Annotated in this window: 13 protein-coding genes and 1 tRNA gene; 5 read left to right on the forward strand and 9 right to left on the reverse strand. The window is 72.6% G+C overall.

Features of this window, described 5'->3' with window-relative positions; all coding sequences use genetic code 11:
- The first annotated feature begins 62 nt into the window (after positions 1-62).
- From OCT49_RS14750 to OCT49_RS14765, 4 genes are all read left to right on the forward strand, one after another.
- On the forward strand, positions 63-1133 hold the full coding sequence (locus OCT49_RS14750) for a DUF1259 domain-containing protein (RefSeq protein ID WP_283852336.1): 1071 nt from the start codon (positions 63-65) through the stop codon (positions 1131-1133).
- Positions 1134-1411: 278 nt separating this feature from the next.
- Positions 1412-2617: a cytochrome P450 gene (locus OCT49_RS14755; protein ID WP_283852337.1), complete on the forward strand. Its 1206-nt coding sequence runs from the start codon at positions 1412-1414 to the stop codon at positions 2615-2617.
- A 749-nt stretch (positions 2618-3366) separates the two neighbouring features.
- Positions 3367-4425, forward strand: a complete 1059-nt coding sequence (locus OCT49_RS14760; protein ID WP_283852338.1) for a type III polyketide synthase — start codon at positions 3367-3369, stop codon at positions 4423-4425.
- Positions 4426-4626: 201 nt separating this feature from the next.
- Complete coding sequence (locus OCT49_RS14765) at positions 4627-6324, forward strand: bifunctional 3'-5' exonuclease/DNA polymerase (RefSeq protein WP_283852339.1); 1698 nt, start codon at positions 4627-4629, stop codon at positions 6322-6324.
- Between the two features lie 37 nt (positions 6325-6361).
- On the opposite strand, the gene OCT49_RS14770 is transcribed toward OCT49_RS14765, so the two are convergent.
- The 4 genes from OCT49_RS14770 to OCT49_RS14785 all read right to left on the reverse strand — a co-directional run bounded on the left by OCT49_RS14770 (position 6362) and on the right by OCT49_RS14785 (position 10974).
- Complete coding sequence (locus OCT49_RS14770) at positions 6362-6580, reverse strand: hypothetical protein (protein ID WP_283852340.1); 219 nt, start codon at positions 6578-6580, stop codon at positions 6362-6364.
- A gap of 262 nt (positions 6581-6842) precedes the next feature.
- Entirely contained in the window at positions 6843-7664 is an 822-nt protein-coding gene (locus tag OCT49_RS14775; protein WP_283852341.1) for a dioxygenase family protein, read from the reverse strand.
- A 238-nt stretch (positions 7665-7902) separates the two neighbouring features.
- Entirely contained in the window at positions 7903-9270 is a 1368-nt protein-coding gene (locus tag OCT49_RS14780; protein WP_283852342.1) for an alpha-lytic protease prodomain-containing protein, read from the reverse strand.
- Positions 9271-9462: 192 nt separating this feature from the next.
- On the reverse strand, positions 9463-10974 hold the full coding sequence (locus tag OCT49_RS14785; protein WP_283852343.1) for an MFS transporter: 1512 nt from the start codon (positions 10972-10974) through the stop codon (positions 9463-9465).
- 304 nt (positions 10975-11278) lie between these two features.
- On the opposite strand from OCT49_RS14785, the gene OCT49_RS14790 reads away from it, so the two are divergent.
- Entirely contained in the window at positions 11279-12202 is a 924-nt protein-coding gene (locus tag OCT49_RS14790) for a LysR family transcriptional regulator (protein ID WP_283852344.1), read from the forward strand.
- Between the two features lie 61 nt (positions 12203-12263).
- Here OCT49_RS14790 and OCT49_RS14795 read toward each other — a convergent pair.
- The 5 genes from OCT49_RS14795 to topA all read right to left on the reverse strand — a co-directional run bounded on the left by OCT49_RS14795 (position 12264) and on the right by topA (position 22219).
- Positions 12264-12337 (reverse strand) — tRNA-Thr (locus OCT49_RS14795).
- A gap of 118 nt (positions 12338-12455) precedes the next feature.
- The gene (locus OCT49_RS14800) at positions 12456-14000 is read right to left on the reverse strand and encodes an alpha/beta hydrolase (RefSeq protein ID WP_283852345.1); all 1545 of its coding nucleotides are present in this window, start codon (positions 13998-14000) and stop codon (positions 12456-12458) included.
- A gap of 261 nt (positions 14001-14261) precedes the next feature.
- Entirely contained in the window at positions 14262-15467 is a 1206-nt protein-coding gene (locus OCT49_RS14805; RefSeq protein WP_283852346.1) for a DNA polymerase III subunit delta', read from the reverse strand.
- 452 nt (positions 15468-15919) lie between these two features.
- Entirely contained in the window at positions 15920-19054 is a 3135-nt protein-coding gene (gene tmk, locus OCT49_RS14810) for a dTMP kinase (protein ID WP_283852347.1), read from the reverse strand.
- A 306-nt stretch (positions 19055-19360) separates the two neighbouring features.
- On the reverse strand, positions 19361-22219 hold the full coding sequence (gene topA / locus OCT49_RS14815) for a type I DNA topoisomerase (protein WP_283852348.1): 2859 nt from the start codon (positions 22217-22219) through the stop codon (positions 19361-19363).
- Between the last annotated feature and the right edge of the window lie 139 nt (positions 22220-22358).

Below are 22358 nucleotides of genomic sequence, written 5' to 3' on the forward strand. Positions count from 1 at the left end.
TCGTCACGCTTTAGCGTGCTTCCTGTCCTATCCCAGAGGCCGCCGACGGAGGCGATCGAGGAATGACCGGAGACCGACAGCAGGACACGAGCAAAAACCCGGGCGGGAAGACGGACGGGGGTACGGGCGCGGGCGCACGGGCGGTCACCTCGCGACGGCGCGTACTGGCCGCCGCCGCGCTCGCCCCGGTACTGACCGCGACCGGAACCGCCGGAACCGCAAAGGCGACCGGAACCACAGGGGCGGCCGGAGCGGCCCGCACCGGGACGGCAACCGGGCACGACGAACGGATCGAGCCCGTGCGGACCACCCCGGCGGACTGGGCGGGCGTGGCACGGGCGCTGGGCCGCCCCGGCAGCATGCTGCGCGACACGGCGTACCACACGAGCTTCCCCCGGCAGGACCTGCGAGTGGTCTCCGGGGGCGTCGTCGTCACCCCGGGGCTCGCGCTGGGCACGCACGTGGCCTTCATCCGTTACGCCGACGGCAGCACGATGATGATGGGCGACGTGGCGGTCACCGAGAAGGAGCTCCAGCGGGTGACCGACGCCTGGCAGGAGCACGGGATCGAGCAGACCGCGCTGCACAAGCACCTGCTCTCCCACACCCCCGACATCTGGTGGACCCACGTCCACGCGCACGGCCACGACGCGTCGGCCCTGGCCCGCGGGCTGCGCGCGGGGATCGACCGCACCGCCACCCCGCCCGCCCGGCCGCCGCGCCCGCAGCCGCCGATCGACCTGGACACCGCCGCGATGGACGCCGCGATGGGCACGAAGGGCACCGCCAACGACGGGATCTACAAGATCCTCTTCCTCCGCCGCGAGACCGTCATGGACGGTCACCTGGTCCTGCCGCCGGGCCTGGGGTCGACCAGTGCGTTCAGCTTCCAGCCGCTGGGCGGCGGCCGGGCCGCGCTCAGCGGCGACTGCGCCATGATCGCCGACGAGGTCCCGCAGGTGTTGAGGGCCCTGCGGCGCGGCGGGATCGAACTCGTCGAGCTGCACAACCACCACCTGTCGGAGAACCCCCGCCTGTTCTTCATCCACTTCTGGGCCGTGGGCGACGGCGTCGAGCTCGCGCGGGCACTGCGCCCGGCGGTGGACGCCACCAACGTCGTACCGACCACCTGACCTCGACCGCACGGACCGGAGGAACCCGACGGGCCCGGGCAGAACCCGACGGGCCCGGACGAGTGCACGCCCCCGGTCGCCGGGCCGTATTGCGCCGGTCCAGCGACCGGGGCCGTGGATCTCTTCTGCATATGGACCAATCGCCCGGGAGCGGCGCGTGTCCGGGCCGACGACCGGGCACCCATGTCCCGTCCGGCCCGCACCCCCGCCCGGACGGAGCCCGACCCCCACCCTCCACTCCACGAACCGACTGTCAGACCCCCCACCTGGAGCTCCGCATGGAACCAGCCGCCGACGCCCGGCACTGCCCGTTCGACTACGCCGAAGCCCTTGAATTCGACCCGGTGCTCAGGGAGTTGATGAACGAGGGACCGGTGTCCCGCATCCGTCTTCCGCACGGCGACGGCGAGGCGTGGCTCGTCACCGGCTACGACGACGTCCGCACGGTGACCACCGACCGGCGCTTCAGCCGCAGCGCTGTCATCGGCCGGAACTTCCCGCGCATGACCCCCGAACCGATCGTCCAGGACGAGGCGATCAACGTGATGGACCCGCCGGGCAGCAGCCGACTGCGCAGCCTGATCTCCAAGGGCTTCGCACCCCGCCACATGGAGCGCATGCGGGTGCGCACCCAGCACGTCGTCGACGAGTTGCTGGACCGGATGGAGGAGCAGGGCTCCCCGGCCGACCTGTTCGAGCACCTGGCGGCCCCGCTGCCGCTGACCACGATCTGCGAGGTCCTCGACATTCCCGAGGCGGACCGCGCGCAACTGCGCGCCCACGCCCGGACCATGATGGACACCACCGTCGAGAACAAGGACGCGGCGATCCGCTCCAAGGCCGATCTCCGCGCCTACTTCGCCACGCTGACGGCACAGCGGCGGGCGGAGCCGGGCGACGACCTGATCAGCGCGCTGGCCACCGCCCGCGACGGGGACGAGATCCTCAACGAGCAGGAACTGACCGTCATGGCCATGGTCCTGCTCATCACCGGCCAGGACACCACCACGTACGAGATCGGGAACATCGCCTACACGCTGCTCACCAGGCCGGACGAGCTCGCCATGGTGCGCGATCAGCCCGACATGCTCCCCCAGGCCATCGAGGAGCTGCTGCGTTTCATCCCCTTCCGCAAGGGGGTCGGCATCCCCCGGGTCGCCACCGAGGACGTGGAGCTGAGCGGGGTACAAATCCGGAAGGGGGACATCGTGCACGTCTCCTATCTGACGGCCAACCGCGACGGCCGGAAGTTCGACCGCCCCGACGAGCTGGACCTGGAACGCACGGGACCGTCCCACATGACCTTCGGCTGGGGCGGACACCACTGTCTCGGCGCCCCGCTCGCGGCCACGGAGCTCCAGGTCGCCATCGGAACGCTGCTGGAGCGTTTCCCCGCCCTGAAACTGGCGGTCCCGGCCGAGGACGTGCGCTGGAACAAGACATCGATCTGGCGCTATCCCCTCGAACTCCCCGTCACCTGGTGACCGGGAAGGTCCCATAACAACGCCCGACAACGCCCGCCGACCGGACGCGCTCCGGCACCCCCGAGGACCAGGAGCGCTCCGGCTCGCGCCACGAAACCGCCGTGCACGCCCCGGACCGCCGTGCGCGCCTTCGTACGTCGTACGTGTACGGCTGTCGTACGTGTACGGCGTACGGCGCGCACGGCCGGGACCGGGCCGGACCGGGCCGGACCTGGCCGAACCTGACCAGCCGTGGCCGGAGCCGGCCGACGGCAAGCCGTCATCGATGATGCGTCCGTGACGGACGGGCGGCAACCGGAGCGTTCCGCCGTGCCCCCGCACCCATCCGGCACGCCCCGCCCGCACCTCCCCCGCCCCCCGCGCCACGCCGCGTCTCCGGCGCCCGTGCCCGCCCCGCGGTGCTCCGCCCGCCCCGCAGTCCGCGCCGCCCCGCAGTCCTCGCGGTCCTCGCCGTCCCGACATGCGACCCCGATCCGCCTGCCGTAACGTGAACCCGACGGCCACCCATCCCGTGGCGGAACAACGTCCGCCCACGAACGGCTAGAACTCAGTCTTCGACGGTCGGCCCGTCCGCGCCCGTTCCAGGGGTATCTGCACGGCGCCGGAATCCACCAGTGCTCCATCCCGCGCGACCGCGTATGCCGACGCGATGCCGCGTGCACAAAGCCGTGGTGGCCGCCTCCGGCCGCCGAACACCCCAAAAACCTTCGGGCCCGGCCGTGTGGACCATGCCCGCTAGGAGGAGTTCCATGGCGGTTCTCTGCAAGCCGGCCATCGCGGTTCCCGAGTACGTCATCACCAACGAGGAAACCCTCGATCTGGCCCGGCGGTTGCACGGTGACCACCCGCAGATCGATCTGGTTCTTCGCCTGATCGAACACACCGGGGTGCAGAAACGGCATCTGATCCAGCCGATCGAGAAGGTGTTGCAGCACCCGGGTTTCGACGCCCGCAGCGTCACCTACGAGGAGCACACCAAGGCCCGGGTGCCGGCGGTGGTGCGCCGGGCGCTCGATCACGCCGAACTGGAGCCGGATCAGATCGACTTGATCGTCTACGTCTCCTGCACCGGCTTCATGATGCCGCCGGCCACCTCGTGGCTCATCGGCGAGATGGGCTTCCGTCCGGAGACCCGGCAGCTGCCGATCGCCCAACTCGGCTGCGCGGCGGGCGGTGCGGCGGTGAACCGGGCCCATGACTACTGCACGGCCTACCCCGACGCCAATGTGCTGATCGTGGCCTGCGAGTTCTGCTCGCTGTGCTATCAGCCCACCGACCTGGGTGTGGGGTCGCTGCTGTCCAACGGGCTGTTCGGCGACGGCATAGCCGCCGTCGTGCTGCGGGGCAGCGGCGGCACGGGAGTGCGGCTGGAGCGCAACGGCTCGTTCATCATCCCGGACACCGAGGACTGGATCTCCTACGCGGTCCGCTCCACCGGGTTCCACTTCCAGCTCGACAAGCGGGTGCCCGGCACCATGGAACCCCTCGCGCCCGCCCTGGAGGCGGTCGCCGAGGAGCATCAGTGGAACGCGGGGAAGATGGACTTCTACATCATCCACGCGGGCGGCCCGCGCATCCTGGACGACCTGAGCCACTTCCTGGACGTGCCGCCCGAGGCGTTCCGCTTCAGCCGCGCCACGCTCACCGAGTACGGCAACATCGCCAGCGCCGTGGTGCTGGACGCCCTCGGCCGCATGTTCGACGAGGCTTCGGCCCTCGACGGCCACCGCGGTCTGATGGCCGGCTTCGGTCCCGGCATCACCGCCGAGATCTCCCTGGGCACCTGGACGAGCGAGGCCGAGTCCTGACCGCACCCGCCACCCCGCCCGTCCTCCCCTCTTCCCCCTCCCCATCCCCTCTTCCCCCCCTCCCCTGCGTCCCGGTCCCGGCCCCGGCCTCCGAGCCCTGAGCCGGGGCCGGACCGGGACAGGGACCGGGACCGGGGAGGGGGCCCCTCCGACCCGCGTGCCCGGACGCCGTTGTCAGTGCCGGGTGCCAGACTCGTCGGCGTGACCGAACGTTGGGCTCTGGCCATGACGGAGACCGGCGGTGCGCTCCTCGCCCCGCTGGCCCCCACCGGCCTGCCCGCCGCCCCGGTCGTGGCCGAGCCCGATCTCGTGGCCGCGGTCCGTTCCCGTCCGGACGTCACGCGCTGGGTCTGGCGGTCCACCGCCGAGATCTACCCGCGCCTGCTCGCGGCCGGGGTCCTTGTGGACCGTTGCTACGACATCGAGGTCGCCGAGTCCCTCCTCCTCGCCCACGAGGGCCGCCTCGGCGAACCCCGCTCCGCAGCCGCCGCCCACGCCCGCCTGCACAACGCCCCCGTACCCCCCGACCCCCCGCCCCGCACGGCGGAGCCCGGCGCGCAGTCCTCCCTCTTCGAACCCCGCACCGGCACCGAGCTGCCCTTCGACGACCTGCTCCAGGTGTACGCCGACCAGCTCCGCCGCCACGAGGCCGCCGAGCACCCGGCCCGGATGCGGCTGCTCACGGCCGCCGAGTCGGCCGGCATGCTGGTCGCCGCCGAGATGAACCGGGCGGGCCTCCCCTGGCGCGCCGACGTCCACCGGGAGGTGCTGGACGAACTGCTCGGCGAGCGGTACGCGGGCGGCGGCGAGCCCCGCAGACTGGCCGAGCTGGCCGACGAGGTCTCGGCCGCCTTCGGCAGACGGGTCCGCCCCGACCTCCCCGCCGACGTGGTGAAGGCGTTCGCGCAGGCCGGCATCAAGATCAGGTCCACCCGGCGCTGGGAGCTGGAGGAACTGGACCATCCGGCGGTGGAACCCCTCGTCCGGTACAAGAAGCTGTACCGGATCTGGACGGCGCACGGCTGGAGCTGGCTCCAGGACTGGGTGCGCGACGGCCGCTTCCGCCCCGAGTACCTGCCGGGCGGCACGGTCAGCGGCCGCTGGACGACCAACGGCGGCGGGGCGCTCCAGATCCCCAAGGTGATACGGCGGGCGGTCGTCGCCGACGAGGGCTGGCGCCTGGTCGTCGCGGACGCCGACCAGATGGAGCCCCGGGTGCTCGCCGCGATCTCCCGCGACCGGGGCCTGATGGAGGTCGCGGGCCACGACGGCGACCTGTACACGTCCCTGTCCGACCGGGCCTTCCACGGCGACCGGGAACACGCCAAGCTCGCCCTGCTCGGCGCGATCTACGGGCAGACCTCGGGCGACGGGCTGAAGAACCTCGCCGCCCTGCGCCGCAGGTTCCCGCTGGCCGTCGCCCATGTCGACGAGGCGGCGAAGGCGGGCGAGGAGGGCCGCCTCGTACGGACGTGGCTGGGCCGGACCAGCCCTCCCGCGGCCGGGAGCGGGGAGGACGGGGAGGCGGGCCTCCCACAGGAGGGCATCGACCCGCCCTCCTCCGCCGACGACGAGTTCACCCCCGGCTACGCCTCGACGAACGCCCGCGCGCGGGGCCGTTTCACCCGCAACTTCGTGGTGCAGGGCAGCGCCGCGGACTGGGCGCTGCTGCTCCTGGCCGCCCTGCGCCGGTCGCTCCGCACCGCGGGGCTCCGGGCCGAGCTGGTCTTCTTCCAGCACGACGAGGTGATCGTGCACTGCCCGCAGGAGGAGGCGGAGGCGGTGGTGGCGGCGATCCGGGCGGCCGGTGAGCTGGCCGGCCGGACCGCCTTCGGCGAGACACCGGTACGTTTCCCGTTCACGACGGCGGTGGTGGAACGCTACTCGGACGCGAAGTAGTCCCCCCGGAAACACCCCCGCCCCCGCCCCGGACCACTCACCTCCCGGAACTGGAACCGGAACCGGTGCCGGAACCGGAACTGGAACCGGTCTCTCCGCCGCTTCTCCGCCCGTTCTCGTCGAACCCGGCCAGGCCGTGGTCGTAGTGCACGGGAGGCAGGTGCTGGTGCCGGTGACGGGCGTTGAGCAGATGGATGACGCACGCCGCGAACGCGATCATCGCGAGGACGACCACGACGGTGACCAGAGTGTCCATGCGGTTCCGGCCCCCTTCGATGCGCAGGCCGACAGAACCGGCTCACCGGGAGCCGTACACATCCAGGCTACTCCGCGGCCCCGCACCCGTCCCCGGAGAACGGACCCGTCCCGGAGGACAAAAGGCCGGAGGACAAAAGGAAGGAAAGAGGGTCCGGGCCGATGGTGCCGTCGGCCCGGACCCGGCGCGGTGCGCACCCCCCGCGAGGCAAGTCCGGGGTGCGCACCGCGCGGCGGTGGTACGCCTGCGCCGTGCTGCGCGTCTACCCGCGTTCCCACAAGGCGGGGACGTTAGGCGGTTCCCAGCCGGCCACGGCCGAGTGCGCCTGCAGACAGCGGTACGTGACCCCGCCGTACGTGACGCGGTCTCCCGCGTTGTAGGAGCTGCCGATCGCCCAGGTGGTGGAGCCGGGCGGGTCGGTGGGCGGCACGCTCGGCCCCTCGACGTCGAGGACGAAGTCGAAGGTCCCCTCCTTCCCGGAGCCGACGTCCCGGACGTTCATCAGGAGCGCCGGGTCGAAGAGCATGTCGGTGTTGTTGCGCGGCTCACCGGGGAAGTAGAGCTGGGTGGTCAGGATGCGCGAGCCGGGCGCCTGGGCCTTCACGTGGATGTGCCGGGTACGGCCCGGGTAGAGCCCCGCCACGATCGTGGTCAGCTTGAAGGCCCCCGACTTGTCGGTGAACTGGTGGCCGCGGAAGGCGTATCCGCTCATGTCGTACGCGCCGTTGGTGTCGGCCTGCCAGAAGTCCAGGAGCACTCCGGGGATGGGCTTGCAGCCCCGCCCGAAGACGTAGCCGCTCACGGTCAGCCGGACGCCGGGGGTACTGTCGGTGATCAGGCTGGTGCGGAGCGGGGAGTTGGGCTTGAAGTAGGGCCCCTCCATCTGCTCGTGGGTCGGGCCGTCGCCGTCGTCGCAGTTCGGCGTGGGTGCCAGCGATTGGCCGCTGGCAGCGGTGTCCCGGGCCAGCGCGACGCCGCCGCCCGCGAGCAGCGGGACGGTACCGGCGACCAGGGCGGCCTTGAGCAGGGTCTTGCGGCTGATCCCGCGGGGGTCGCCGGAACCTTCGGGCACTTCTGGAGTCATGGCTGATTCCTCGATATGGGGGGAAGGGCACGGGCATGACATGACGTGGAGCGGTGTGCGGTGTGCGGGGCGATGGTGCGCGCCGCCCGGCAGGGAGGCCGAAGCGCAGGCCGGGCAGCGCGGTCATCGGCGCCGCGGAACCAGGACCGGACCGGAAGGGACACCGGCACCGGCACCGGCACCGGATCCCGCGAGGAGTAGCGGGGTGTGCGGGGATACGCGGGGTACGCGGGAGGTGCTAGACCCGCTGCCAGAGGGCCGGCACGTTCGGCGGCGTCCAGCCGGGCTGCGCCAGGTGCGGCTGGAGGCAGCGGAAGCTCTCGGAGCCGTACGTCACGACGTCGCCCGTCGTGTACGACGTGCCCACCTTCCAGGTGCCGCCCGGCTCCGGCGGGTCCGTCGGGTCCGGCGGGTCGGTCGGGGTGCCGTTGGTGACCAGGGTGAGCCCGTACGCCTGGAGCGCCGGGTTCAGCGGCTGGAAGTACGTCGTACCGCCCCGGGAGCAGTCGCCGGAGCCGCCGGAGGTGATGCCCTGCGCCTGGCTGCCGGAGATGAACGAGCCGCCGGAGTCACCGGGTTCGGCGCACACATTGGTGCGGGTGACCCCGGAGACGGTGCCCTCCTGGTAGGTGACGCTGGTGTTGCGCTGCTGGACCGTTCCGCAGTGCCAGCCGGTCGTCGAACCGGAGCGGCAGATCGACGAGCCCTCCAGCGCCTCGGTGGCCCCGGTGACCGTGACGTCGCCGTTGCCGTAGCCGTTCACCAGGGGGCGCGGCGTCCAGTTGCTGTTGGTGGCGACCCAGGCGTAGTCGCGGCCGGGGAACGTGGAGCCCTGGAACGAGCCCTGCGCCTGCTGATTGTAGCCGCTGGTGCTGACCCCGGGCCTTCCGCAGTGGCCGGCGCTGACGAAGCCGGACTGGGTGCCGCGCTTCACGGGGAAGCCTATGGAGCAGCGCCCCGAGCCGTTCATGTAGTACGCGTCACCGCCCCGCAGGTCCGCGAAGGTGCGCGGCTGTTCCGTGGCCCGGTTCACCTTCACCAGTTCGCGCGAGACCCCGGCGGCGGCCAGGAAGCTGTCGGCGGCCGAGCTGTCGGCGGCCTGCACGACGACCCGGTTGGTGGCCACGTCGACGTACCAGACGGGCACGCCCTCGGGAGCGTCGCGCAGCGCCACCCGGTCCAACTTCGCCTTCGCGGCGTCCAGTTCGGCCAGGGTGTGGGCGACGACGACGGGCTCGGCACCGGCCTTGCGGATCTCGGCGGCGTCCGCCGCGTCGGTGGTGGCGACGGTCAGGGCCGCGTCGTCACCGCTCACCCGGGCGCCGGCGAAGTCCGCGCCGAGGGTGCGCTTCAGCCCCGCGGCGACGGCCGTCGCACGGGTTTCGTGGCCGATCCTGCTGCGCGCCTCGGCGTCCGTGAGACCGAGGTCGCGCCGCATGGCCTCCAGCAGACCGGGCGAGAGCTGTTCGGAACCCGCGGCGGTGGGGGTGCGGGGGGCGGGGTCGGCGGACGCGGTGCCGGTCAGACCGGCGAGCGCGAGCGCACCGACGGCCACGGTGGCGGTACACGCGGCCAGGGCGCGTCTGCGGAGCATGGATCTCTCCACGGAACTCTCCTTGACTTCGGGGGAATTGCCGCCAAGGTAGCCGTGGACACGTCACCGCCAGGAGATCCCGTTCTCCCCCTCACTTCGCGTTATGGGGTGGGCGTGCGCAGGGATTGCCGGGGGCCGTTTCGAGGAGCACGACCAGCATCGTCCTCGCTTCCAGCAGGTACACGACCAGCGATTCGTAGCCCGTCAGCGAACCGTCGTGGCCGATCCGGCCGTGGACTTCGAAGACCCCGGGGCCGTATCCGGTGTCCGGCAGCCCGCTGAACACCGTCCTCGGCCGCTCGGCGTGCCGTCGGGGCGGGCGGCCCGGCGAAAGCGCACTCCGAAGCCGCTGACCAGCGCCGCGAGCAGGGCCGCGACCAGCGGCACCCAGAGCGCGGCCCGGTAACCGTCGAGGAGCGCGACCGGTGAACTCGACACGGTGGCGGAGACGTTGACGGCCGCGGCGGCCGAGAGACCGAGGGCCGCGCCGAACTGGAACGAGGTGTAGAGCAGCCCGCCGGCCAGGCCCTGTTCCTCCTCGCCGACGCCTTCGGTGGCGACGATGGTGAGCGGGCCGTAGGTCAGGGCGAAGGCGAGGCCGAGCAGGAGCAGGCTCGGGAGCATGACCGGATAGGTCCAGTCGGCGCCGACCGGCAGGAAGAGCCCGTACGCCAGGGAGGCGAGAACCAGACCGCCGAGGATCAGCCTGGCGTTGCCGAAACGGGCGACCAGCTTGGGCACGAGGACCGGCGAGAGGATCGCATCGATACCGATGACGATCATCGCGAAGCTGGTCCGGAGGGTGGACCAGCCGCGCAGTTCCTGGAGGTAGAGGACGACGAGGAACTGGAAACCGAAGAAACCCGCCGCGAAGAGCAGCCCCACGGCGTTGGCGCGCACCAGGGCGGTGTTGCGGAAGATGCCCGGACGGACCAGGGGGGCCGCCGAGCGGCGTTCGACCACGATGAACCCGGCGAGGGCGGCGAGGCCCGCGCCGAGGGTGGCGAGGGTCTGGACGAGCGGGGCGTGACCGGCGCGCTCGACGCCGAGGACCAGGAGCAGGATGGCCGCGGTGACGGCGAGACCGCCGGCCAGGTCGAGGCCCTGCCCGGTGCGGTCGGGCCGCGGCGCCCTGGGTACGAGGGCGAGCGCGGCGAACAGGATCAGTGCCGAGAGCACGACCGGGGCGAAGAACACCCAGCGCCAGTCGGCCGAGGCGAGCAGACCGCCCACGACCAGGCCGATCGAGAAGCCGCCCGCCGCGGTGCCGGAGTAGAAGAGCAGTGCCTTGTTGCGCCGCGGGCCCTCCTCGAAGCCGGTGGTGATGATGGACAGACCGGCCGGGGTCATGAAAGCCGCCGCGACACCGGTGACGAAGCGGGCCGTGACCAGCATCCAGCCCTCCGTGGCGAGTCCGCCGAGTCCGGAGAAGACCAGGAAGACCGAGAGCCAGAGGACGAACATCCGGCGCCGCCCGAAGAGGTCGGCCGCTCGCCCGCCGACCAGCATGAAGCCGCCGTAGCCGAGGACGTACGCGCTCATGACCCACTGCAGCGAGCCGGTGGACAGGCCGAGATCGGCGCGGATGGCGGGCAGGGCCACGTTGAGCATCGCCACGTCGATGCCTTCGAGGAAGATCGCGCCGCACAGGGCGAGCAGCACGCCCCGTTCACGGGCGCTCAGCGGGACGGCCGCCGGTGGCTTCTGTGTTCGCATGCCGGTTCAACTCCTGGTTCACCTGAGGAGGGAGGAAGAGGGAATCGCCGCCGTGCCAAAGGAACTTCGAGACTTCGAGACTTCGGAACTTCGGAACTTCGGAACTTCGAGCCGTCGGGCCTTGAGGCCAACGGCCCCCGGAACCGTCGGCCCCCTGGACCATCGGGCCCCGGGACCTTCATGCCGTCGGGGCTTCGTCGGGCGGCTCGTCCACCATCCGCCGGGCCCGGGAACGGAACAACGGCGAAGATCTCAACGTTCGTTCAACCAGGCTTACCGTTCCGGATCCACCTGGGGGAATCCGATGGAACACGACGAGGTCGAGTGCTTTCTGCTGCTCGCCGAGGAACTGCACTTCGGCCGCACCGCCGACCGGATGCGGCTCTCCCGCGCCCGGGTGAGCCAACTGGTGCAGCGGCTCGAACGGCGCGTCGGGGCACCGCTGTTCATACGTACCAGCCGCCGCGTCGCCCCCACCTCGCTGGGCAGGCAGCTGCGGGCCGACCTCGAACCGGCCCACCGCGCGATGCAGGCCGCCCTCGCCCGCGCCGCCGCCACCGCACGCGGCATCGACGCCGTGCTGCACGTCGGGTTCTCCAACCCGCTGACCGGCGAGATCGTGATGAAGGTGACGGAGTCGCTGCGGATCAGCCACCCCCAACTCGCCGTGGAGATCTGCGAGGTGCCCCTGTCCGACCCGTACGGGCAGCTGCGCAACGGCGAATTCGACGTCCAGTTCCAGGAGTTCCCGGTCCGCGAGGAGGACCTGGGCGGCGGCCCGCCACTGATCACCGAGGAGCGCGTCCTCGCCGTGGCCTCGACGCACCCCCTCGCCGCGCGCGACTCGGTGTCCATGGAGGACCTCGCCGACGTACCGCTGCTCACGATCGAGGGCGAACTGCCGGACTACTGGCTGGAGCACCACGTCCCCGCGCGCACCCCGGCGGGCCGGCCGATCGGGCGGGGGCCCGCCGTGACCAACATGCAGGAGGCGTTGATGCTGGTCGCGGGCGGGAGGGGCGCCCTGCTCACCCCCGCGCACACGGCGACGTACCACACACGTCCGGGGGTCGCGTACCTCCCCTTCGTCGACGCGGAACCGGTCGGATACGGCCTGGTGTGGCGCACCGGCGACGACACCGGCGCGGTGGAGGCCTTCGCCGGCGCGGCCCGCCGGGTGGCCCGGGAGGTGGCCCAGGGAGACCCGCGGATCACGGCACCGGCCTGACGACCCCCTGCCGACAACGAAAAAGACCAGGGCGGGTGAGATCCGACCTGGTCTTTCACTGAGCCGCCTTCGGGATTCGAACCCGAGACCTACGCATTACGAGTGCGTTGCTCTGGCCAACTGAGCTAAGGCGGCATGCCCTGTCGCACCATGGTGCGATCAGCGGCGTCGCCAAGTCTACACAGTTTCCGGGGGTGCTCCGCACCACCTTCGTTTCGAGCCGTCCTCGCAGGTCAGCAGGGGGGCGGGGGGCTCAGGAGCATTTCTTGCCGTCGCTCGGCGGGGTGCCTTCCAGGAGGTAGGTGTTGATCGCCGTGTCGATGCAGTCGCTGCCGCGGCCGTACGCCGTGTGGCCGTCGCCGTGGTAGCTGAGGAGGGTGCCGGAGGAGAGCTGGTCGGCCAGGGACTCGGCCCACTTGTACGGGGTGGCCGGGTCGCGGGTCGTGCCGACCACGACGATCGGGGCCGCGCCCTTCGCCTCGATGCGGTGGGGGGTGCCGGTGGGCGGGGCCGGCCAGTGGGCGCAGTTCAGGGCGGACCAGGCGAAGGCGCGGCCGAAGACCGGGGACGCCTTCTCGAAACCGGGGACCGCCCGCTCGACGGCCTCGGCGTCGGTGAAGGCGGGCGGGAGGTCCAGGCAGTTCACGGCGGCGTTGGCGGCCATGAGGTTCGCGTACGTGCCGTTCGGCTGGCGCTCGTAGTAGCTGTCCGACAGGGAGAGCAGGCCGGAGCCGTCGCCGTCCTGGGCCGCGGCGAGGGCCTCGCGGAGCCGGGGCCAGGCCGATTCGTCGTACATCGCGGCGATGACCCCCGTGGTGGCGAGGGACTCGGTGAGCCGGCGGGACTCACCGGTGTCGATCGGGTGGGCGTCGAGGTCGGTGAAGAGCCGCTTCAGATGGGCGGCCGCGTCGGCGGTGGAGGTGGTGCCGAGCGGGCAGTCCGCCTTCTTCACGCAGTCGGCGGCGAAGGACTGGAACGCGGTCTCGAAGCCCGCCGTCTGGTCGCGGTTCATCTCGACGGAGGGGAGCGACGGGTCCATCGCGCCGTCCAGGACCAGGCGGCCGACCCGGCCGGGGAAGAGCCCGGCGTACGTCGCGCCGAGGAGGGTGCCGTACGACGCCCCGAGGTAGTGCAGCTTCTCGTCGCCGAGGAGGGCCCGCAGCATGTCCATGTCGCGGGCGGTCTCGACGGTGGAGACGTGCGGGAGGATCGTGCCGGAGCGCTTCTCGCAGCCGCTCGCGAACCGCTCGTAGGCGCTGCTCAGCCCGGTGACCTCGGTGGCGTCGTCCGGGGTCTGGTCGACCTGGGTGTAGGTGTCCATCTGCGGGCCGGTGAGGCATTCGACGGGCTCGCTGCGGGCCACTCCGCGCGGGTCCACGGCGACCATGTCGTAGCGGGCCCGGACCGGGGCGGGGTAGCCGATCGCCGCGTAGCCCTGGAGGTAGTCGATGGCGGAGCCGCCGGGGCCGCCCGGGTTCACCAGGAGGGAGCCGATCCGCTTGCCGGGCCCGGTGGCCCTCTTGCGGGAGACGGCCAGATCGATCTCCTCGCCGTCCGGCTCCGCGTAGTCCAGCGGCGCCTTCATCGTCGCGCACTGGAAGCCCTCGACGCCGCACTCCCGCCACTTCAGCGTCTGCCCGTAGTACCGCTTCAGCTCCTCCGGCACGGGCGGTACGGACGCCGTCGCCGGCGCGGACGACGAGGCGTTCGTCGGGCTCCCGCCCGTACAGCCGGAGACGAGGAGGCCGGCTGCGCCGAGTGCGGCGGCGAGAATGCGGAGCGAGCGCCTGGTGTCCATCCCCCGGAGCGTAGTCGCCGAGCGGCGGACCGCCCTGCCACCTGCCCGTACGGGTGAAAAGCGGCGAAAAGCGGCAGGGGTGGGAGGGGGCGCCGGTACGCGGCCCGCCGGGTTCCGGTGCCCGGTTCGCCGGGAACGGGGTGGGAAAACGGCGCGGTGAGAACGGGGCGGGGGAAACGAGTCGGCGGAAACGGGATGGGGAAACGGCGCGACGGGAACGGGGCGTGACGGGAACGGTGTGACGCGGCCGGCGCGGGCGGGTCAGCCCGCGCGGAGTGCCATCGTCATCGCCTCCACCGCGAGCAGCGGTGCCACGTTGCGGTCCAGCGCCCGACGGCAGGCGATCACCGCCTCTATCCGGCGCAGGGTGCGCTCGGGGGTGGAGGAGCGGGCGACCCGGTCGAGGGCGTCCTCCACGTCCGTGTTGGCGAGGGCGATCCGCGAACCCAGCTGGATGGCCAGCACGTCGCGGTAGAAGCCGGTCAGGTCCGTGAGCGCGAGGTCGAGGCTGTCGCGCTGGGTACGGGTCTTGCGGCGCTTCTGCCGGTCCTCCAGCTCCTTCATCACCCCGGCGGTGCCGCGCGGCAGCCGCCCTCCGGCCGCGGCCCCGAGCGCGGCCTTCATCTCCTCCGTCTCCTTGGCGTCGACCTCCTCCGAGACCTGCTTGGCGTCGTCGGTCGCGGTGTCGATCAGCTCCTGGGCGGCCTTGAGGCACCCCCCGATCTCCTCGACCCGCAGCGGGAGCTTGAGCACGGCGGCGCGGCGCGACCGGGCCCGCTCGTCGGTGGCGAGGCGACGGGCCCGGTCGATGTGCCCCTGGGTGGCCCGCGCGGCGGACGCGGCCCGCTCCGGGTCGATGCCGTCGCGCCGGATCAGGACGTCGGCCACCGCGTCGACCGGGGGCGTGCGCAGCGTGAGGTGGCGGCACCGGGAACGGATGGTGGGCAGCACGTCCTCGAGGGAGGGCGCGCAGAGCAGCCACACCGTGCGGGGTGCGGGCTCCTCGACCGCCTTCAGCAGGACGTTCCCCGCGCCCTCGGTGAGCCGGTCGGCGTCCTCCAGGACGATGACCTGCCAGCGGCCGACGGCCGGTGAGAGCTGGGCGCGGCGGACCAGCTCGCGGGTCTCCTTCACGCCGATGGAGAGCAGGTCCGTACGGACCACCTCGACGTCGGCGTGCGTGCCGATCAGGCTGGTGTGGCAGCCGTCGCAGAAGCCGCAGCCCGGTGCGCCGCCCAGGGCGCGGTCCGGGCTGGTGCACTGGAGGGCGGCGGCGAAGGCGCGGGCCGCGGTGGAGCGGCCGGAACCCGGCGGCCCGGTGAACAGCCAGGCGTGGGTCATCTTCGACCCCGGGGGCGCCGGCTCCCCCGCCCCGTCGGCGGTGACCAGCGCATCGGCGTCCCGGGCGGCGGCCGCGAGCTGCTCCTGCACACGGTCCTGCCCGACCAGGTCGTCCCATACGGTCATGGGGCACCGCCCTTCCGATGGTGTGCGCCGCGCGGCTGTCGTGCGGTACGGCCGCGCGGCCGTGGTGTCGCCGTCCGCCGGCCGGGGACGCCGCACGGCACGGCGGTCTCCGGTCCGGCTTCCATGATCCGGCATCCATTGTGGGGGACGGGTCTGACAATCCCGGCAGGGAGCCGCCATCAAGGCCGCCCGGCCCGCCAACCGCCCGGGTCCTGCGTCCAGAGGTCCTGTGCCCAAGGCCATACGCCCGGACCGGCCCCGACTCCTGCGGACCGTGCGCCCGGACCGGCCCCGATCCCCGCGAACAGGTCGCCCGAACGGACGGGTGGGGCAGCCCGACGGTCTCATCCGTCACGACTGCCCCACCCGGTCGTCCCGCTGTCCCGCTGTCCCGTCGCCGTCGGCTGGCGCCGTCGCCGTCCCGTCCGTCCCGTCGCCGTCCGGTCCGTTCCTCAGCGGCGCGGGCGGCGGCCCCTGCCGGAGCGGCCCTGGTCCCCGTCGTCGAGGTCGCGCCGGTCGCCCAGCAGCTCGTCCGCCAGCGTCGGCAGGTCGTCCAGCGGGGTCTCCTCGGCCCAGTCGGGGCGGGGCCGCCGGCTGCGCTGCTCGTCCTCCCACCGGCCCTGCGCCGCCTGCGGGTCGCCGATCTGCGGGAGCTCACGGGTGCGCTCGTTCTCGCCCTCCGGGGCGGAGTCCGCCGGCTGCTCGTCGCGGAAAATGCCCCGCGGGACCCGGTCCTCCGGACGCGCCGACCGCGTCTCGCGCGGCTGCGCGGCGTCCCGCACCGGCGGAAGGACCGCCGTCTCGTCCGCGGCACCCGGCGTACCGGGCCGGTCGTCGACCTTCGGGAGCATCGCCGTCTCGGCCTCGTCGGAACCCGTGGCCGGGGCGGCCGGCGAGGGCACCTGCTGCGTCACGTCGTTCGGGTTGACGATCGGCGTCGGGACCGTGATCTCGTTCTCCGGCACGGAGGCGGCCGCGGCGGCCTCCGCCCTGGCCCGTTCCGCCGCCTCGGCGGCCTCGGCCTCGGCCCGACGGCGCGCCTCCTCGGCCCTCAGCAGCGCCTCCTCGGCCTTGCGCTGCTTCTCCAGCCGCAGCGCCTCGGCCTCCTTGCGCTGCCGTGCCTCCTCCTCGGCCTGACGGCGCAGCCGGGCCTGTTCGGCCTCCCGGGCAGCTTCCTCGGCCTCGCGGCGGATCCGCTCCTCCTCGGCCACGCGCCGGGCTTCCTCGGCCCGCTGCCGGGCCTCCTCCGCCAGGCGTTCGGCCTCGCGGCGGCGTGCCTCCTCCAGCTCGCGGGCCTTGCGCTCCTCCTCCTCGGCACGGAGCTTGGCCAGCTGCGCCTGCCGCTCGCGCTCCAGCCGCTCCTCCTCGGCCTTGCGCGCCGCCTCTTCCTCGGCCTTGCGCCTGGCCTCCTCCTCGGCCGCCCGGCGCGCCTCCTCCTGAGCCTTGATCTCGGCCTCGGAGAGCGGGAGGAGCTGGTCGAGCCGGTGGCGTACGACCGTGGTGACGGCCTCCGGGTCCTGGCCCGCGTCCACCACCAGGTAGCGGGTCGGGTCGGCGGCGGCCAGCGTCAGGAAACCGGCCCGCACCCGGGCGTGGAACTCCGGCGGCTCGGACTCCAGCCGGTCGGGCGCCTCGGTGAACCGCTCCCGCGCCGTCTCCGGGTCCACGTCCAGCAGCACCGTCAGATGCGGTACGAGTCCGCTCGTCGCCCAGCGCGAGATCCGGGCGATCTCGGTCGGGGACAGATCGCGGCCGGCGCCCTGGTAGGCGACGGACGAGTCGATGTAGCGGTCGGAGATGACGATCGCGCCGCGCTCCAGCGCCGGGCGGACGAGCGAGTCGATGTGCTCGGCCCGGTCGGCGGCGTACAGCAGTGCCTCGGCCCGGTTGGAGAGCCCGGCCGACGACACGTCGAGCAGGATCGAGCGCAGCCGCTTGCCGACCGGGGTCGCCCCCGGCTCCCGGGTGACGACGACCTCGTGGCCCTTGGCCCGGATCCACGCGGCGAGCGCCTCGACCTGGGTGGACTTGCCGGCGCCGTCACCGCCCTCCAGGGCGATGAAGAACCCGTTCGCGGCGGGGGCGACGGCCGGGTCGCCGCCGCGCAGCGCCTCGCGCAGGTCGCGGCGCAGCGGCACGCCGGAGCGGTCGTCCGTCTTGGCGAGCACGATCGCGGCGACGGGCAGCAGCAGCGCGCCGATCAGCATCAGGGTGAAGGCCGCCCCGCCGTGGGCGAAGACGAAGTCCCCGGCGGTCAGCCGGTGGGTGCCGATCGCGGCGGCCAGCAGCGGACCGCCGAGCGCCCCGAGCGCGATGAGGACCCGGGCGACGGCCTGGAGGTGTTCGGTGGTCCTGGCCCGGCGGGTCTCCTCGGTCTCCTGGTCGACCAGGACGTGACCGGTGTGGGCGGCGACCCCGGCCGCGTACCCGGCGAGCACCGCGATCATCAGCACGGTCGCCGTGTCCGGCACGAGGCCCATCGCGAGGAGCGCGATGCCGGTGGTGGCGGTGGCCAGGGCGAGCAGCCGGCGCCGCGACAGGGTCGGCAGGACCTTCCCGGCGGTGCGGATGCCGAGGCCGGTGGCGCCGGTCAGGCCGAGGACCAGCAGGGCGAAGGTGGCGGGTCCGCCGCCCAGGTCGGCGGCGTGCAGCACGGCGACGGCGGCAGCGGCGGCGATGCCCCCCGCGACCGTGGCCGAGGCGGCGACGACCAGCGGGACGGCCCCGGTGCGGCCCTTGTCGGGTCCGTTGCCGCTCGACGGGCGGCGCAGGCCCTCCAGCGGCGAGCGCGGGCGGGGCGTCTGCGTGCCGGGCAGCTCCAGGAAGTACAGGACGGAGATCGAGGCCGAGAAGAGCCCGGCGGCGAGGTACGAACCGAGGGCCGCCTGGTGGATCGAGAACCACTCCAGGCCCGAGCCCAGCAGGTTGCCGATGAGCGTGGCGACCAGCAGGACGGCCGCGGCCACGGGGATCGCGGCGAAGTCGGTGCGGATGGAGAGCCGGCGCAGTGCGTCGAGGTGGTCGGGCAGCGGGCGCACGGCGGCGCCCTCGATGGGCGGGGCGGGCAGCAGCGCGGGGGCCGCGCCGTCCTTGGCGACCGTCCACAGGCGTTCGGCGGCGCCGGTCACGAAGACAGTGATGAGGATCATCATGAGCGCCTTGTCGGGCATCCAGTCGATCCACAGCGGCGCGACGACCAGCAGCGCGAGCCGCAGCCCGTCCGTGCCGATCATCAGCCACCGCCGGTCCAGCGATCCGCCGGGCGCGGTGAGCGTCGTCAGCGGGCCCAGGAGGACGGCCCCGAAGAGGAGGGTGGCGAGGATCCGGGCGCCGAACACCGCGGCGACGGCAAAGGCCGCCCCTCGGTACCCGGTCCCGAATGAGCCCTCCTGGACCGCCGCTTGCAGCGACATCAGCACCAGCACGAGAAGGGCGAGTGCATCGCCGATACCGCCGACGAGCTGCGCGCTCCACAACCGCTTCAGCGGGGGAACACGCAACAGGGCTCGTACGGCGCGCTCGCGTGAGTCTGCGGCAAGTGTGTCGGAGGTGGGGCTCACGACCGTTGGCTGCTCGGCTCGCGTCATCCGCCCAGCCTATCCGGAGCTGCGGGGTCCCCGGAGGCCCCGTCCGAACATACGGGCGCCCGAGCAGTTCCGGCGTCCGCGGTCCACCCGGAGCGTCCCGCCCCGGCCTGTGCTTTCCGGCCGCCCGGCCCGATGCGCGCGGGCGCCGGCGCGCACGCCGACGCCCACGCCGAAGGGGCCGGGTCTCCCCGGCCCCCCATTGACGTACCCGGCCATTTGGCGTACCCAGCCCGCGCACCCGGCCGCCCTGTCCGACCGCCGTTTCCGCAGTGATCCGACGCGGAGGGCCACTCCGGCCCCCGGGCCTCAGTCCTCCACGGACGCCGCGGCCGTCGCCTTCTTCGCGGCCGTCGCCTTCTTCGCCGTCGTGGTCTTCTTCGCGGTCGTGGTCTTCTTCGCCGCCGTCTTCTTGGCCGCCGCCGTGGTCTTCTTGGCGGTCGTCTTCTTCGCGGCCGTCTTCTTGGCCGGGGCCTTCTTCGCCGTCTTCTTCTTGGCGGGCCCCTTGGCGCGCTTCTCGGCGAGCAGCTCGTAGCCGCGTTCCGGCGTGATGGTCTCGACGCTGTCGCCGGTGCGCAGCGTCGCGTTCGTCTCGCCGTCGGTGACGTACGGGCCGAACCGGCCGTCCTTGACCACGACCGGGGCCCCGCTCACCGGGTCCGTGCCCAGTTCCTTCAGCGGCGGCTTGGCGGCGGCCCGGCCGCGCTGCTTGGGCTGGGCGTAGATCGCGAGGGCCTCTTCGAGCGTGATGTCGAAGAGCTGCTCCTCGCTGGTGAGCGACCGCGAGTCCGTCCCCTTCTTCAGGTACGGGCCGTAGCGGCCGTTCTGCGCGGTGATCTCGACGCCATCGGCGTCCTCGCCCACGACGCGCGGCAGCGACATCAGCCTGAGTGCGTCGGCCAGCGTCACCGTGTCCAGGGACATGGACTTGAAGAGCGAGGCGGTGCGCGGCTTCACCGCGTTCTTGCCGGTCTTCGGGGTGCCCTCGGGCAGCACCTCGGTGACGTACGGGCCGTAACGCCCGTCCTTCGCGATGATCTGGTGCCCGGTGACCGGGTCCGTGCCGAGTTCGAAGGCGCCGCTGGGCCTGGCCAGCAGTTCCTCCGCGTACTCGACCGAGAGCTCGTCGGGCGCCAGGTCCTCCGGCACGTCCGCGCGCTGGTGGCCCTCGGCGTCCTTCTCGCCGCGCTCGATGTACGGCCCGTAGCGGCCGACCCGCAGCTTGATGTCGTTGCCGACGGGGAAGGAGGAGATCTCGCGCGCGTCGATCGCGCCGAGGTCGGTGACGAGCTCCTTCAGACCGCCGAGGTGGTCGCCGTCGCCGTTGCCCGCGTCGGAGGCCGCGCCCGCGCCGGCCGTGTCGTCCCCGGCGCCGAAGTAGAAACGCTTCAGCCACGGGACGGCCTGGGCCTCGCCGCGCGCGATGCGGTCGAGGTCGTCCTCCATCTTCGCGGTGAAGTCGTAGTCGACGAGTCGGCCGAAGTGCTTCTCCAGCAGGTTGACGACGGCGAAGGAGAGGAACGACGGGACGAGCGCCGTGCCCTTCTTGAAGACGTAGCCGCGGTCCAGGATCGTGCCGATGATCGACGCGTACGTCGACGGGCGGCCGATCTCGCGCTCCTCCAGCTCCTTGACCAGCGAGGCCTCGGTGTAGCGGGCCGGCGGCTTGGTGGCGTGGCCGTCGGCCGAGATCTCCTCGGCGGACAGCGCGTCGCCCTCGGCGACCTGCGGCAGCCGCCGCTCACGGTCGTCGAGCTCGGCGTTCGGGTCGTCGGCGCCCTCGACGTACGCCTTCATGAAGCCGTGGAAGGTGATCGTCTTGCCGGACGCGGAGAACTCGGCGTCCCGGCCGTCGCCGGCCCGGCCGCCGATCTTGACGGTGACGGAGTTGCCGACCGCGTCCTTCATCTGGGAGGCGACGGTCCGCTTCCAGATCAGCTCGTACAGCCGGAACTGGTCGCCGGTGAGGCCGGTCTCCGCGGGGGTGCGGAAGCGGTCGCCGGAGGGGCGGATCGCCTCGTGCGCCTCCTGCGCGTTCTTGACCTTCCCGGCGTACGTGCGCGGCTTGTCCGGCAGGTAGTCGGCGCCGTACAGCTGCGTGACCTGCGCCCGCGCCGCGGCGACCGCGGTGTCCGAGAGGATCGTGGAGTCGGTGCGCATGTAGGTGATGAAGCCGTTCTCGTACAGCTTCTGCGCGACCTGCATGGTGGCCTTGGCGCCGAAGCCCAGCTTCCGGCTCGCCTCCTGCTGGAGGGTCGTCGTCCGGAACGGGGCGTACGGGGAGCGGCGGTACGGCTTCGACTCGACGGACCGCACGGTGAACGCGGTGTCGGCGAGCGCGGCGGCCAGGGCGCGGGCGTTCGCCTCGTCCAGGTGCAGCACCTGGCCGGAGCCGGGCTTCAGCTGCCCGTCCGGGCCGAAGTCACGGCCCTGCGCGACGCGGCGGCCGTCGACCGTGCTGAGCCGGGCAGCGAGCGTCGAGGGGTCGGAGGAGTCACCGGCGCGGCCGGTGGCGAAGGTTCCGGTGAGGTCCCAGTACTCGGCGGAGCGGAAGGCGATGCGCTCGCGCTCCCGCTCGACGACGAGCCGGGTCGCCACGGACTGGACGCGGCCGGCCGACAGGCGCGGCATGACCTTCTTCCACAGGACCGGCGAGACCTCGTAACCGTAGAGCCGGTCGAGGATGCGGCGGGTCTCCTGGGCGTCGACCATGCGCTGGTTGAGCTCGCGCGGGTTGGCGACGGCGGCCCGGATCGCGTCCTTGGTGATCTCGTGGAAGACCATCCGGTGGACCGGGACCTTGGGCTTCAGGACTTCCTGCAGGTGCCACGCGATGGCTTCGCCCTCGCGGTCCTCATCGGTGGCGAGGAAGAGTTCGTCGGACTCGGCAAGGAGCTGCTTCAGCTTCCTGACCTGGGCCTTCTTGTCCGCGTTGACGACGTAGACGGGCTGGAAGTCGTGCTCGACGTCGACGCCGAGCCGGCGGACCTCACCGGTGTACTCGTCCGGGACCTCTGCGGCGCCGTTCGGCAGGTCGCGGATGTGCCCGACGCTCGCCTCGACCACGTATCCGGGGCCGAGGTAGCCCTTGATCGTCTTCGCCTTGGCAGGCGACTCGACGATGACGAGTCGGCGGCCGCCCTGTGCGGTCTCGCTGGTCGGGGACAACTTCGCTCTTCTCTCCGGTCGACACTCGGTGGGCATCCGGGCAGCGCGATGACGCTGCCCACGGTGCTGTCGCTGCGGAGTGTGACGGTACAACCCGCCCCCGTGTCAAACGGCAAAAGCCCGCAACGGCCACTCGAAC

This window comes from Streptomyces sp. ML-6 (genome assembly GCF_030116705.1).
GTDB lineage: Bacteria > Actinomycetota > Actinomycetes > Streptomycetales > Streptomycetaceae > Streptomyces.